This is a genomic window from Micromonospora sp. URMC 106 (assembly GCF_051386395.1).
In the GTDB taxonomy this organism is placed as follows: domain Bacteria; phylum Actinomycetota; class Actinomycetes; order Mycobacteriales; family Micromonosporaceae; genus Micromonospora.
Window position 1 is genome coordinate 1 of record NZ_JBPQTP010000008.1, and the last position, 13,436, is coordinate 13,436.

The 13,436-nt window shown below is 75.4% G+C and carries 12 protein-coding genes and 1 pseudogene; 5 read left to right on the forward strand and 8 right to left on the reverse strand.

The features are described 5' to 3' along the window. The 6 genes and pseudogenes from ACSNOB_RS04100 to ACSNOB_RS04125 form a co-directional block, all read right to left on the reverse strand. Window positions 1-183, reverse strand: a pseudogene (locus tag ACSNOB_RS04100) (hypothetical protein); the annotation flags it as partial. 306 nt (window positions 184-489) lie between these two features. Further along, on the reverse strand, window positions 490-1,047 hold the full coding sequence (frr, locus tag ACSNOB_RS04105) for a ribosome recycling factor (RefSeq protein WP_393104959.1): 558 nt from the start codon (window positions 1,045-1,047) through the stop codon (window positions 490-492). A gap of 78 nt (window positions 1,048-1,125) precedes the next feature. Continuing rightward, window positions 1,126-1,893, reverse strand: a complete 768-nt coding sequence (gene pyrH, locus ACSNOB_RS04110; protein ID WP_091096741.1) for a UMP kinase — start codon at window positions 1,891-1,893, stop codon at window positions 1,126-1,128. Between the two features lie 161 nt (window positions 1,894-2,054). Then, on the reverse strand, window positions 2,055-2,882 hold the full coding sequence (gene tsf / locus ACSNOB_RS04115) for a translation elongation factor Ts (RefSeq protein ID WP_393104961.1): 828 nt from the start codon (window positions 2,880-2,882) through the stop codon (window positions 2,055-2,057). A 135-nt stretch (window positions 2,883-3,017) separates the two neighbouring features. After that, entirely contained in the window at window positions 3,018-3,884 is an 867-nt protein-coding gene (gene rpsB / locus ACSNOB_RS04120; RefSeq protein ID WP_393104963.1) for a 30S ribosomal protein S2, read from the reverse strand. Window positions 3,885-4,334: 450 nt separating this feature from the next. Further along, on the reverse strand, window positions 4,335-5,516 hold the full coding sequence (locus tag ACSNOB_RS04125; protein WP_436685240.1) for a hypothetical protein: 1,182 nt from the start codon (window positions 5,514-5,516) through the stop codon (window positions 4,335-4,337). A 367-nt stretch (window positions 5,517-5,883) separates the two neighbouring features. On the opposite strand from ACSNOB_RS04125, the gene ACSNOB_RS04130 reads away from it, so the two are divergent. The 3 genes from ACSNOB_RS04130 to ACSNOB_RS04140 all read left to right on the forward strand — a co-directional run bounded on the left by ACSNOB_RS04130 (window position 5,884) and on the right by ACSNOB_RS04140 (window position 9,221). Continuing rightward, on the forward strand, window positions 5,884-6,243 hold the full coding sequence (locus ACSNOB_RS04130) for a YraN family protein (protein ID WP_393104965.1): 360 nt from the start codon (window positions 5,884-5,886) through the stop codon (window positions 6,241-6,243). Window positions 6,244-6,468: 225 nt separating this feature from the next. Then, window positions 6,469-7,989 carry a YifB family Mg chelatase-like AAA ATPase gene (locus ACSNOB_RS04135; protein ID WP_436685241.1) on the forward strand — a complete coding sequence of 507 codons (1,521 nt, stop codon included), beginning with the start codon at window positions 6,469-6,471 and terminating at the stop codon, window positions 7,987-7,989. Further along, window positions 7,986-9,221 (forward strand): DNA-processing protein DprA, encoded by a 1,236-nt coding sequence (locus ACSNOB_RS04140; RefSeq protein ID WP_436685242.1) that lies wholly within the window; start codon window positions 7,986-7,988, stop codon window positions 9,219-9,221. Before ACSNOB_RS04135 ends, ACSNOB_RS04140 begins: the two co-directional genes overlap by 4 nt. A gap of 12 nt (window positions 9,222-9,233) precedes the next feature. On the opposite strand, the gene ACSNOB_RS04145 is transcribed toward ACSNOB_RS04140, so the two are convergent. After that, window positions 9,234-9,569 (reverse strand): hypothetical protein, encoded by a 336-nt coding sequence (locus tag ACSNOB_RS04145; protein WP_436685243.1) that lies wholly within the window; start codon window positions 9,567-9,569, stop codon window positions 9,234-9,236. Window positions 9,570-10,150: 581 nt separating this feature from the next. Here ACSNOB_RS04145 and ACSNOB_RS04150 point away from each other — a divergent pair. After that, entirely contained in the window at window positions 10,151-11,218 is a 1,068-nt protein-coding gene (locus tag ACSNOB_RS04150) for a tyrosine recombinase XerC (RefSeq protein ID WP_436685310.1), read from the forward strand. 201 nt (window positions 11,219-11,419) lie between these two features. Here the strand turns inward: ACSNOB_RS04150 and ACSNOB_RS04155 are convergent, their stop codons facing one another. Next, the gene (locus tag ACSNOB_RS04155) at window positions 11,420-12,010 is read right to left on the reverse strand and encodes an N-acetyltransferase family protein (RefSeq protein WP_436685244.1); all 591 of its coding nucleotides are present in this window, start codon (window positions 12,008-12,010) and stop codon (window positions 11,420-11,422) included. A 93-nt stretch (window positions 12,011-12,103) separates the two neighbouring features. On the opposite strand from ACSNOB_RS04155, the gene ACSNOB_RS04160 reads away from it, so the two are divergent. After that, window positions 12,104-13,285, forward strand: coding sequence for an aminotransferase class V-fold PLP-dependent enzyme (locus tag ACSNOB_RS04160; RefSeq protein WP_436685245.1), 1,182 nt, complete (start codon window positions 12,104-12,106; stop codon window positions 13,283-13,285). Window positions 13,286-13,436: the final 151 nt, after the last annotated feature.

Consider the following 13,436-nt stretch of genomic DNA (forward strand, 5'->3'; position numbering starts at 1 on the left):
GATGACCACCGGGGGGCGGGGGGGGGGGTGCGGCTCGGCGTACATGTCAGGGGCGGCGCCGGGTCGGCGGTGCCAGGAGCCGGGCTCGATCTCGGGCTCGGGCCAGGGCAGGGCGGTGGCGGGACGGTCGGGGCGGTCCCAGCCGCGGGGCTCGGTGCTGCCGTAGGGGTCGAGGTGGGACATCACGCACCGAGGGGGCCCGGCGCGAGATCCACCACATGACGCACAACCACAACCATTCCCCTACCCGCGCGACTGTTCCGTCCGGTTGACCCGCCCGACGGCCGGCCGATTCCCACCATTCACCGCAGGGTGCCGGGAATCGTGCCGAGCCTACTGCACCCACCGCTCCCCCACGCCGGACCGTGTCCCGCCGCCGCTCCCGCAGGGCTGGCGCAACGACGGTGGCACCGGACCCCGCCACCCGGATGCGGGCGGCGGCGCCGGTGCCACGGTGTCGTCGTCGCCGGTGGTGGCCGGCGTACGGCCTCAGACCTCGAGGAGCTCGTTCTCCTTGTGCTTCACCAGCTCGTCGACGGCGGCGACGAAGCGCTGGGTCAGGTCGTCGAGCTCCTTCTCCGCGCGCCGGCCCTCGTCCTCGCCGACCTCGCCGTCCTTGACGAGGCGGTCGAGCTCCTCCTTGCCCTTGCGGCGGATGTTGCGGATGGCCACCTTGGCCTCCTCGCCCTTGTGCCGGGCGACCTTGATCATGTCGCGGCGGCGCTCCTCGGTCATCTGCGGGAGCAGGATGCGCAGCTGGTTGCCCTCGTTGTTCGGGTTCGCGCCGAGGTCGGAGTCGCGGATCGCCTTCTCCATGGCGTTGATCTGCGAGTTGTCGTACGGCTTGATGATCACCATGCGCGGCTCGGGAACGCCGATGGACGCCATCTGGGGCAGCGGCGTGGGGCTGCCGTAGTAGTCAATGATGATCTTGGAGAACATGGCGGCGTTGGCGCGACCGGTGCGGATCGCGCCGAACTCCTCCTTGGCGTGCTCGATGGCACGCTCCATCTTCTCCTCGGCCTCGAGGAGGGTGTCGTCGATCACTGGTCTCCTCGCCTCCTTCTGTGCTCGTCGTGGGCTTGTCGTGTCGGAGGAACCGCTGAGGGCGGGTCAGGCGACCGCTCAGGCGGTGATCAGGGTGCCGATCTTGTCGCCACCCACGGCCCGGATGATGGTGTCGTCGCCCTGCGCGCCGAAGACCAGCATCGGCAGGCCGTTCTCCATGCACAGGCTGAACGCGGCGGCGTCCGCGACCCGCAGGTTGCGGCGCAGCACCTCGGAGAAGGTGATCGAGTCGAACTTGCTGGCGGTCGGGTCGACCCGCGGATCGGCGGTGTAGACGCCGTCCACGCCGTTCTTGCTCATCAGCACCACGTCGGCGCGGATCTCCAGGGCGCGCTGGGCGGCCACCGTGTCGGTGGAGAAGTACGGCATGCCGGCGCCCGCGCCGAAGATCACCACGCGGCCCTTCTCCAGATGCCGGATCGCGCGCAGCGGGATGTAGGGCTCGGCGACCTGGGCCATCGTGATCGCGCTCTGCACGCGCGTCTCGATGCCCTCCTTCTCCAGGAAGTCCTGCAACGCGAGGCAGTTCATCACGGTGCCGAGCATGCCCATGTAGTCGGCACGGGCCCGGTCCATGCCGCGCTTCTGCAGCTCCGCGCCCCGGAAGAAGTTCCCGCCGCCGACCACCACCGAGACCTGCACCCCGCGGCGCACCACGGTGGCGATCTGCCGCGCGATGGCCTGCACGACGTCCGGGTCCACCCCGATCGCGCCCCCGCCGAACACCTCGCCGGAGAGCTTCAGCACCACCCGCCGGGCCCGGCCGGGGGGCGGCGCCGTCGGATCGTCCGCCGCCAGACTCCGGTCACTCACAACCTGCGTCATCCGCCCGCCCTTCCCCATGCGCACGTCCCGTACGCCGCGTACCGCGAAACTGCCGTAGCCGACCCTATGTGACGAGGAGGCCGCGGTGCCTGTCACGTACACCGGCGGCCTCCTCGTCGACGTTTCCTGCCCGCGGGCGCTCAGCGCGCCCCGGGGGCGGCTCAGGCCTGGCCGACCTCGAACCGGACGAAGCGGGTGACCTCGATGCCGGCCTCGGCCAGCATCTGCTTCACCGTCTTCTTGTTGTCGGCGACCGACGCCTGCTCGACGAGGACGTAGTCCTTGAAGAAGGCGTTCACCCGACCCTCGACGATCTTCGGCAGCGCCGCCTCGGGCTTGTTCTCCTCGCGGGCGGTCTGCTCGGCGATGCGCCGCTCGGACTCGACGACGTCGGCCGGCACCTCGTCACGGGTGAGGTACTTCGGCCGCATCGCGGCGATCTGCATGGCGACGGCGCGCGCGTCGGCGTCGCCGGCCTCGTCGGTCTTGCCGGCGTACTGCACCAGCACGCCGACCGCCGGGGGCAGGTCCTGGCTCTTGCGGTGCAGGTAGACGGCGGTGGTGCCGTCGAGCTTGGCGAACCGGTTGAGGACCAGCTTCTCGCCGATCTTGGCGGACTGCTCCTGGATCAGGTCGGCGACCGTCTTGCCGTCCAGCTCGGTGGCGAGCAGCTCCTCGGCGGTGCCGACGCCGCTGCGCTCGCCGTGCTCGACCAGCCGCTGGGCCAGCTCGATGAAGGCGTCGGTCTTGGCGACGAAGTCGGTCTCGCAGTTGAGCTCGAGCAGCGCCTGGCCGGAGTGGGCGATCAGACCGTTGGCGGCCGTACGGCCGGCCCGCTTGCCGACGTCCTTGGCGCCCTTGACGCGCAGGATCTCGACGGCCTTGTCGAAGTCGCCCTCGGCCTCGGTCAGCGCCTTCTTGCAGTCCATCATGCCGGCGCCGGTGAGGTCGCGGAGCTTCTTGACGTCCGCGGCGGTGAAGTTGGACATGGCTCTCTCTTCGGTGTTGAGACTGCGGGTGGGTTGGTCCTGGTGCCGGTTACCCGGATCCGGGCGCGACGTGCCCGGCGTACCTGCCGCTTCCCCGCCATCCGGAAAACGGACGGCGGGGAAGCGGCGGCGCGGTCACTCCGCGGCGACGGCCGCCGGCTGCTCGGCCGGCTGCGCCGGCTGCTCGGCCGGCTGTGCCTGCTGCTCGTCGGCCTTCTTCGGCTCCTCGAGCAGCTCGCGCTCCCACTCGGCCAGCGGCTCGTCGGAGGCCACCCCCGGCTCCGGCTTCTCGTCGGTGCCCCGACGACGGCCGGAGCGGGCGATCAGACCGTCGGCGACGGCCGCGGCCACGACCTTGGTCAGCAGCTCCGCCGAGCGGATCGCGTCGTCGTTGCCCGGGATCGGGAAGTCGACCTCGTCCGGGTCGCAGTTGGTGTCGAGCACCGCGATCACCGGGATGCCCAGCTTGCGGGCCTCGTCGACGGCGATGTGCTCCTTCTTGGTGTCGACCACCCAGATCGCGGCCGGGAGCTTCTGCATGTCCCGCAGACCGCCGAGGGTGCGGGTCAGCTTGATCTTCTCGCGGGAGAGCTGCAGGGTCTCCTTCTTGGTGTACCCGGCGGCCGTGCCGCTCAGGTCACCCAGGGCCTCCAGCTCCTTCATCCGCTGCAGCCGCTTGTACACCGTCTGGAAGTTGGTCAGCATGCCGCCGAGCCAGCGGTGGTTGACGTACGGCTGGCCGACCCGGGTCGCCTGCTCGGCGATGGCCTCCTGGGCCTGCTTCTTGGTGCCGACGAAGAGGATGCTGCCACCCTCGGCGACGGTCCCGCGCACGAACTCGTAGGCCTTCTCGATGTAGTCGAGGGTCTGGCGCAGGTCGATGATGTAGATACCGTTGCGCTCGGTGAAGATGAAGCGCTTCATCTTCGGGTTCCAGCGCCGGGTCTGGTGCCCGAAGTGGACACCGCTCTCCAGCAGCTGACGCATGGTCACGACGGCCATGGTGGGGTACTCCTTGCGATCCCTGGTTGTCGCGCCCGGCCGGCGGCCGGGCGTCCTGGCGCCCGGTCGCCGACCATGACGGGCCCGACCAAGATCGGGACCAGGGAGGCCGTCGCCCCACGACGACTCGTGGAGAGGGCGCGCGAGGTCGACCGCACGAGGCGGTCGCCAGTCGACCAGTGTACGCCCCTTCCCCGCCGCCGACGCCTGGGGTGGGGGGAACGGGTCGGAACGCCCATTTCCGGCATGTGGCGGAACCCCGCGCCGCAATCCGCCAACCGGTCCGCCCCGCTGCCGGCCGCCGGCACCGCGCGCCGGGTCCGCCCGGGCCCGGGACCGCGACCAGGGCGCGCGGGCGGCGGGTCCGCCGGGGCCGCTCCGGGTGCGGTGACCGCGAGGGCGAGCCCGGTCGCGAGGGCCGCGGCGGCGGCCAGGCCGGCCCGGCCGGCGTCAGCCGACCGCGAGGGCGGCGGCGACGAAGAGCACCAGGCCCACGGTCAGGTACGCCGTCGGCGGCCGCAGCCAGCCCCGACTCCCCTCCGCCAGCGACAACCCGCCCGTGCGCAGCCCGTACAGGCCGATCGCGAAGATCGGCAGACCGCAGACCAGGAAGGTGCCCACCACGACGTGGGCGGCCGAGACCGGATCGCCGGTCACGCCGTCGAGCAGCACCCGCAGCGCGGGAACCTCGAACACCGCGACCAGCACGGTGAAGAGCGCGGCCAGCGCGGGCCGGCGGGTGCGGTAGACCCCGTCGCCGGCCGGCGGGGTCGGGTGCGGGCCGACCACCGGCGGATAGACCGGCACCTCTCCCGGCGGAAGGTCATTACGGGGGCCGATCGGCGGCATCGGCCCGGTGGGCATCTCCAGCGGATTCGGCGCCCCGGCCACCCGGTCGGGCGCGACGACCGGCATCTCCACCGGCCGCGCGGCCTCGGCCGCCCGCTGCGGCTCGACGATGGGATAGCCGGCGAGCGGGGCCGGGCGGGTCGGCTCGGTGGCCCGCTCGACGGGGCCCGCCCCGGCCAGCGCGTCGGCCGACGACGTCGACACCGCGTCCCGGGACTCCCTCGCCTCCCGCGCCGCGCGCCGCCCCGGGCGGTCGGCGGGCAGCTCGCCGGAGACCTCCGGGTCCGCTTCGGCGCGCCGCAGGCGGCTTGCCCGGTATCCCCCGGTCTCCGACGGTTCGCCGCCGACCGGCGGCACCGCGGCGAACCGCCCCGACTCGCCCTCAGCGCCACCGAACCGCCCGGACGTCGGCTCGACCGCCGCGAACCGCCCGGATGTCGGCTCGACCGCCGCGAATCGCCCGGATGTCGGCTCGACCGCCGCGAACCGACCCGAGTCCTCGGGGCCGCCGAAGCGGCCCCGGTCGGCGTCGAGGGCGGCGAAGCGGCCGGAGTCGGGCTCGGTCGTCGCGCCGAAGCGTCCCGGCTCACCGCGCCGGCCGGCCGCGGGCTCGCCGTAGCGGCCCTCCTCGGCGGCGCGGCGCTGCTCCGGGGCGCTCGGGTCGTCGTCCCGGTACCGGGTCTCGGCCGCACCGCGCCAGTCCCGCTCCGCGTAGTCACGGTCGCGGTCAGCCGGATACCAACCCGACTCCTGATCTTCGGCAAAGCTCCGTCGTCCGTCCACGTCCGGCACCGTATGCGACGGGCTCCAGGGACGCCATTCGCCCCACGGCCACCCGCCCCGGCCGAGCAGCCGGCCAGCGCGGATGGACGGTCGGGGCCGGCGAGCCGCGAGCCGGTCCAGCTCCGCGGGGAGCTGCGCGCGCAGCTCATTCGGGCGAGGGCCCGAGGCGTACGCCGGATCGCTCCACCAGGCGTCGGCCGTCGGCGCGCAGCCTCCGGGAGGTGCGCGGGTCGCCGGCCCTGGTCCGCCGGCGGTCCACATAGCACACCGCAGGCATGATCGTCCGCTCGTCCACAACCCGGTTGCCCGTCCACAGGCCGGCGGCGCGGGGCGGCGGACCCCGTTGCGGCCGGGCACGGTGCCGGACATGACGAAGCGAAACCAGGCGGTCGGCGCGTACGGCGAGCGGTGCGCCGTCCGGCACCTGATCGGGGCGGGGCTGCGTCCCGTCGCCCGGAACTGGCGCTGCCCGGCGGGGGAGATCGACATCATCGCCTGGGACGGGCCGGTGCTCGCCTTCTGCGAGGTGAAGACCCGCCGCACGGACGAGTTCGGCGCACCGGCCGAGGCCGTCGTACCGGCCAAGGCCCGCCGGCTGCGCGGGCTCGCCGCCCGGTGGCTGGCCGACACCGGCACCACCGCCGACGAGGTGCGCTTCGACGTGATCTCCGTACGCCTCACCGGCGCCGGCGCCGCCCGGGTCGAGCACCTCAAGGGCGCGTTCTGAGATGGGCGGGCACGGCGGACGGGTCTGCGGGCGCGACGCGCGCCGGCCACACCCCTGCACCCGGAGACGGGAGACCGGCGGGAGCGGGCGCGGCGGGCGGACCGGCGTAACCGGGCCACCTGGCGCCGGCCGGACACGGGAGGCCGGCGCGAGCGGGCGCGGCGAGCGGGTCACCGGGACGGGCGGAGCCAGCCCGAGCGGCGCCGGCCTGGGGCGGGTGGCGGCGTGAGCTACGCCAAGGTGCTCTGCGTGGGCCTGGTCGGTGTGACCGGGCACCTGGTGGAGGTCGAGGCCGACCTGGCGGCCGGCCTGCCGGCCGTGGTCATCTCGGGGCTGCCGGACACGGCCCTGCACGAGGCCCGGGACCGGGTCCGCGCGGCGGTGGTCAACTCCGGCCAGCGGTGGCCCAACCGCCGGATCACGCTCAACCTGCTGCCGGCCGACCTGCCGAAGTTCGGCTCGGCGTTCGACCTGGCGATCGCGGCGGCCCTGCTGGGCGGCTCGGGTGAGCTGCCGCTGCTGCCGCTGGACCGCGTGGTGGTCCTCGGCGAGCTGGGCCTCGACGGCACGGTCCGGCCGGTGCGCGGCGTGCTGCCGATGGTCGCCGCGGCCGCCCGGGCCGGCGTCGAACGGGTGATCGTCCCGGCCGGCAACGCCGCCGAGGCGGCGGTCGTCCCCGGAATCCGGGTCCGGGCGGTGGACACGCTGCACCGGTTGGTCAGCTTCGTCCGCGACGGCACGCCCCTGATCGAGCCGGAGGCGGGCGGCCCCGCCCCGGCGGGCGACGGGCCGGACCTGGCCGAGGTCGCCGGGCAGGGGCTGGGCCGGCGGGCGTTGGAGGTGGCCGCGGCGGGCGGGCACCACCTGGCGCTGCTCGGGCCGCCGGGGGCCGGCAAGACCATGCTCGCCGAGCGCCTCCCGTCCATCCTGCCCGAGCTCGACGACGAGGCCGCGCTGGAGGTCACCGCCCTGCACTCGATCGCCGGGCTGCTCCCGCCGGGCGGCCGGCTGCTGCGCCGCCCGCCGTTCCAGGCGCCGCATCACACGGCGACGGTGCCGTCGCTGGTCGGCGGCGGCTCGGGGCTGGCCCGCCCCGGCGCGGTCTCGCTCGCCCACCGGGGGGTGCTCTTCCTCGACGAGGCGCCCGAGTTCAGCCGGGGCGCCCTGGAGGCGCTGCGCCAGCCGCTGGAGAGCGGCCGGGTGCGGCTGGCCCGCAGCCGTGGCGGCGCCGAATACCCGGCCCGCACCCAACTGGTGCTGGCAGCCAACCCGTGCCCCTGCGCCAAGCCGGCCGGGGACGCGTACTGCGAGTGCCCGCCGCAGGCCCGCCGGCGCTATCTCAGTCGGCTCTCCGGCCCGCTGCTGGACCGAATCGACGTGCAGGTGAAGCTGCCGCCCGTGCGGGCGGCGGAGCTGATGGAGGCCACCGTGGACAGCGAGTCGTCCGCCACCGTCGCCCGGCGGGTGGCGGCCGCCCGGGAGGCCGCGGCCGCGCGCTGGGCGGTCCTCGGCCGCCGGCTCAACGCCGAGATACCCGGCCCGCACCTGCGTCGACCGCCCTGGCGGCTGCCCGGGCCGGACACGGCCGAGCTACGCGCGCGACTGGACTCCGGGTCGCTCTCCGCCCGGGGCTTCGACCGCGTCATCCGCCTGGCCTGGACGATCGCGGACCTCGACGGTCGGGACCGGCCCGACCGGGACGACGTCCGCGAGGCCATTCAACTGAGAACGGGGGACGGCACGTGAGCACGGACGAGGAGACGCTGGCCCGGGTGGCGCTGACCTGGCTCGCCGAGCCCGGCACCCGGTCGGTACACCGGCTGGTCGACCGGCTCGGCCCGGTGGGGACGCTCGACCTGCTGCTCGACGGGGGCGCGCCGGACGAGACGCTGCGGGCCACGGTGGCGGCGCGTACCGCCGCCGGAGACGCGCGGGCGGTCGCGGCCGAGGCGCTGGCCCGCGCGGACCGGCTCGGGGCCCGCATCGTCGTCCCCGGCGACGACGAGTGGCCCGCCCGGGTCGACCAGTTGCGCGAGCTGCGACTGCCCGGCGCGTACCGCCGGGTGGACACCGAGACCGCGCCCCCGCTCTGCTTCTGGGTGCGCGGCTCGTGGCCGCTGGCGGAGGCATTCGACCGCTCGGTCGCGGTCGTCGGCGCCCGGGCCGCCAGCGGGTACGGCACACACGTCGCCACCGAACTCGGCTACGGGCTCGCCGACCGGGACTGGACCGTCGTCTCCGGGGGCGCCTTCGGCATCGACGCGGCGGCCCACCGCGGCGCGTTGAACGCCGGCGGCGTCACCGTCGCCGTGCTCGCCTGCGGCGTGGACCGTCCCTACCCGATGGGCAACGCGGCGCTGTTCGACCGGATCGCCGACACCGGGCTGCTGGTCAGCGAGTGGATGCCGGGGGCCGAGCCGCTCCGTCCCCGGTTCCTCGTCCGCAACCGGGTGATCGCGGCGGGCACCCTCGGCACCGTCCTGGTCGAGGCGGCGGCGCGCAGCGGCGCGACCCAGACCACGCACCGCGCACTCGCCCTGGCGAAGCCCGGCATGGTGGTGCCGGGCCCGGTCACGTCGGCGATGTCGGTGGGCGCGCACGAGTTGCTGCGCGAGTACCCGAAGGCCCGGCTGGTCACCGGGGTCGCGCACGTGCTGGAGGAGGTCGGGCGGATCGGCGAGCTGGCGCCGGTGCCGCGCGGTCCGCAGCGGCCGGTCGACCTGCTCGACGACGATGCCAGGTCGATCGTCGAGGTGCTGCCCCGCCGGGGCGCGGTGGGGGTGGACGTCCTCGCCGCCCGCGCCGGCGTCGCCGTCCGCACGGCTCTGCGGAAACTGTCCATGCTGGAGGAGCTGGCCCTGGTGGTCCGGCGCGAGGGCGGGTATGCCCTCGCGCCGCCGGGTGGCACGGGTCGGACCGGCCGGGGCCGACACGGCCACGAGCAGCCGACCCACGCCGGCGAGGAGGGCCGACGTTGAGGCACGGCCCGGTCAGTCTCCCTCGAAGCGGATCTCCATCTCGCGGTCCTGCCGGCAGTGCCGCGCCAGGAGGTCCAGCCGGCGAACATGCGTCACCTCGGGCGCCGTCCGGGCCACCTCGGCGAGGCAGCGCAGCTCGGCGAGGAGCTGCGGGGCCTGGTCGGCGGGGAGCACCAGCTCACCGACCGGGTCCACCCGGTCCAGCAGCGGGGTGCGCCCGCCGCCACGGACCCGCTGGACGAGATCGAGCAGCACGTCGTCGGGATCGGGCAGCACCTCGGCCGGCACGAGGCGACGCCGGCCGGGGCCCACCCCGACCACCCGGTAGAGGACGACGTCCACCCCCATGTCCGGCCCCCCTCCGTCGAGCCCGGTCCGTCGCGCGGCGACCACGGCCTGGACTCACACCCGTTGGTACGGCAAGTCTGCGCGCATCGACCGCCGTAATCCATCACCCAGGGCCGGGAGGCCGCGGAGCGAAGAGCTGCCGCCCATCCCGGTTGACCCGCGGGCGCGCGCCGCCGCGCCGGGCGGAGATCCGGGCCGGCCGTTGGCGCAAGGCGGGCGCAGGCCCGGGCCGGCCGGCGGCGCAAGGTCGGGCGCAGGCCCGGGCCGGCCGGACGGTGCCCACGCCCGGCTCGTCCGGCTTGACGGGCGGGCGACCGGTGACAGCTTGTCCGGCGTCGGCACCGCCTCCGGGCGGTCTCGTCGGCGTCGGCCGGCTCCCGACGCGTGCCGGCCGAGTTCACGCCCCGGCGCCGGCGCCGTGCCGGGGCAGCCCGTCGACCGTAGGCTGGGCCTGTGCCAGCCGAGGACCCGCCATCGCCGGCCCCCGTGGGGATCGCGCCTGGACGACCGCGTCGCGCACCAGGCCGGCGGCTGGCCTCGGGGGCCCCGCGGTGAGCCGGGAGTCGACCGGCACGCGGGCGATGCACGAGGCGCTCCCGGCGGCGATGCGGGAGGCGGTGGACGACTTCGCCGGGCACCTGGCCGGGGTGCGCAACCGGTCCGCGCACACCGTCCGGGCGTACGTCGGCGACGTGGTGTCGCTGCTGGACCACGCGCGGCGGATGGGCTGCGCCGAGCTGGCGGAGCTGGACCTCACCATGCTGCGCAGTTGGCTGGCGAAGCAGCGGACGACGGGTGCCGCGCGGACGTCGCTCGCCCGCCGGGCGGCCTCGGCACGGGCGTTCAGCGCCTGGGCGCACCGCGGCGGACTGCTCCCCACCGACGTGGCGGGCGCGCTGGCCAGCCCTCGCGCGCACCGGGACCTGCCGAGCGTGCTCCGTGCCGACCAGGCGGCCGCGCTGGTCGAGGCTCCCGGACGGTCCAGCCCCGACACGCCGGCGGCGCCGAACGCCGGCGGTGGTGCACCGCCCGCAGGCCCGGTCGACGCCCTCGAACCGGCGGCCGTCGACGCGGTGGATCGGAACGCGGCGGCCGGCACTGCGGACGAAGCCGACGGGGCCGGCATGGCGGACGAAGCGGCCGAGGCGGTGCTGCTGCGGGACCGGGCGCTGCTGGAACTTCTCTACGGCACGGGCGTACGGATCAGCGAGGCGTGCGGCCTCGACGTGGCCGACGTCGACCACGCGCGACGGGTCGTGCGGGTGTTCGGCAAGGGCGGCCGGGAGCGGGCGGTTCCGTACGGGGTGCCGGCGCAGCGGGCGCTCGACGAGTGGCTGCGGCACGGCCGACCCACGCTGGCCGGGCCGCGCTCCCGTGATGCGCTGTTGCTCGGCGCCCGCGGCGGGCGGCTCAATCCGACGACGGCCCGGCGGATCGTGGGCGGGTACGCCGAGGCCGCCGGCCTGCCCCCGGTCAGCCCGCACGGGCTGCGGCACTCGGCGGCGACCCACCTGCTCGAGGGCGGCGCCGACCTGCGGGCGGTGCAGGAGTTGCTGGGGCACTCGTCCCTCGCGAGCACGCAGATCTACACCCACGTCTCGGTGGAGCGGCTCCGCGCCGCCTATCGCCAGGCCCACCCCCGGGCCTGACCCGGTCGGGTCCGGTCAGATCGTTCCTCGGACCCCGCCCGCCCGGGCAGCCCGTCACGGCGCCCGCCCGGAGCGGCGGGCCGGGGCCACAGCGCCCGCCCGGAGCGGCGGACCCTGCCACGGTCGAGAAACCGGAGCAACGACCCGGCCATGGTCGAAAACCGGAGCAGCGGCCCGGCCGCGGCAGGGACGGCCGGGCTCTCAGGACCGGCGTGGCGACGAGCCCGGGCCGTCCGGGGCCGAGCCGCGGAGCACGACGTGCGGTGGCCGGCCCAGGTCCAGGAACATCCGGACGTCGTCGTAGCGTTCGTCGCCCACCTCGATGACGTTCGGCAGCCGACCCCACTCGCGGAAGCCGAGCCGCTCGTAGAGCTCGATCGCGCCGTGGTTGTTGCCGCGTACGCCCAGCGCGAGGGTCTCGATGCCGGCCTTGCGGGCGTCGTCGATCAGCGCGCCGGTGACGAGCCGGCCGATCCCTCGGCCACGGGCGGTCGGATGCGCCGTGATCTTCTCCAGGTCGGCGTAGTGGGCGAAGATCGGCTTCGGGCCGCGCCGCCACAACCCGGTGCCCACGACCCGGGAGTCGAGCACGGCCAGGACCAACGCGGCGTCGCCGGCTTCGACCAGGCTCAGCACGGCGTCCAGCCAGGCGTCGGTCTCGGCGCGGCCGGGCGGGACCGGGTACCCGATCGCTCCACCGCGCTCGGCCACCGCGTGCAGCACCCGGTGCACGTCGGCGCGGAGCTGCCGGTCGGCGGTGGTCGGCCAGCGCAGTTCGACGGGGGCGTCCATGACCCGCGATTCTGCGGGATCGAGGGCGGTCGACCGGCACGGACACCCGGCAGGAACGGCGCCCGGAGATCCACCGGCCGCTACGATCATCGGGTGAGCGTCCCGCAGCCGCCCGAACCGATCGCGGCAGCCCGCCTGCTCTTCTCCCTCGACCCGGCGGTCAGCCACCTCAACCACGGCTCTTTCGGCGCGGTGCCGATCGCGGCGCAGCGGGCACAGCAGCGGCTGCGCGACGAGATGGAGGCCAACCCGCTGCGCTTCTTCACGCAGGGTCTGGTCAACCGGATCACCCACACCCGCCGCCACCTGGCCGGTTTCCTGGGCGCCGACCCGGACGGCACCGCCCTGGTGCCGAACGCCACCACCGGCGTGGCGGTGGTGCTCCAGTCGCTCGGCCTGCGCCCCGGCGACGAGGTGCTCACCACCGACCACGGCTACGGCGCGGTCGGCCTCTCCATCGCCCGTGAGTGCCGCCGCACGGGGGCGGTCACCCGGGCGTTGCACGTGCCGCTGGCCGCCACCGACGAGGAGGTCGTCGAGATCGTCCGCGCGGGGCTGCGCCCCGGCCGGACCCGGTTGCTCGTGGTGGACCAGCTCACCTCGGCCACGGCCCGGCTCCTCCCGGTCGCCGCCGTCGTCGGGGTGGCCCGGGAGCACGGGATACCGGTCCTGGTCGACGCCGCGCACGCTCCGGGGATGCTGCCGACCCCGGTCGGGAGCATCGGCGCGGACTTCTGGGTGGGCAACCTGCACAAGTGGGCGTACGCGCCGCGCGGCACCGCCGCGCTGGTGGTCGCGCCGCCGTGGCGGGAGCGCATCGAGCCGCTGGTCGTCTCGTGGGAGCAGGAGGCAGGCTTCCCCGGCCGGGTCGAGTGGGCGGCGACGCAGGACTACACGGGCTGGCTGGCCGCGCCGGTGGGCCTGTTCACGCTGCGCAGCCTCGGCGTCGACCGGGTACGCGAGCACAACGCCGCGCTGGCGGCGTACGGCCAGCGGGTGGTCGGGGACGCGCTGGGGGTGGCCCCCGCCGACCTGCCGGACCCCGGCGGGCCCGGGGTCGCCATGCGGATCATCCCGCTGCCGGCCGGCCTGGGCACCACCTTCGACGCGGCGCAGGCGCTGCGGGAACGGATCGCCGAGCGGCTCGCCACGGAGGTGGCGGTCATGACCTGGAACGGGCGCGGCTGGCTGCGGCTCTGCGCCCAGGTCTACAACACCGCCGACGAGTACGAGCGGCTCTCGGTGCGGCTCCCCCCGCTGCTCGCCCAACGCTGAGTGCCACCCCGGTTGCCGGCACCGGACCGGCCACCGACGCCCAACCGGGACCGGGCGCCAGCCCGGCCACCGACGCCCAACCGGGACCGGGCGCCAGCCCGGCCACCGACGCCCAACCGGGATTGGGCGTCAGTCCGGCCACCGCACCGGG

Bases quoted from the DNA above. Each gene is read 5' to 3' on its own strand.
- ACSNOB_RS04145 (WP_436685243.1), bottom strand. From the start codon at position 9,569: ATGGGGGTGGACGTCGTCCTCTACCGGGTGGTCGGGGTGGGCCCCGGC.
- ACSNOB_RS04130 (WP_393104965.1), top strand. From the start codon at position 5,884: ATGACGAAGCGAAACCAGGCGGTCGGCGCGTACGGCGAGCGGTGCGCC.
- ACSNOB_RS04150 (WP_436685310.1), top strand. From the start codon at position 10,151: ATGCACGAGGCGCTCCCGGCGGCGATGCGGGAGGCGGTGGACGACTTC.
- ACSNOB_RS04155 (WP_436685244.1), bottom strand. From the start codon at position 12,010: ATGGACGCCCCCGTCGAACTGCGCTGGCCGACCACCGCCGACCGGCAG.
- pyrH (WP_091096741.1), bottom strand. From the start codon at position 1,893: ATGACGCAGGTTGTGAGTGACCGGAGTCTGGCGGCGGACGATCCGACG.
- rpsB (WP_393104963.1), bottom strand. From the start codon at position 3,884: ATGGCCGTCGTGACCATGCGTCAGCTGCTGGAGAGCGGTGTCCACTTC.
- tsf (WP_393104961.1), bottom strand. From the start codon at position 2,882: ATGTCCAACTTCACCGCCGCGGACGTCAAGAAGCTCCGCGACCTCACC.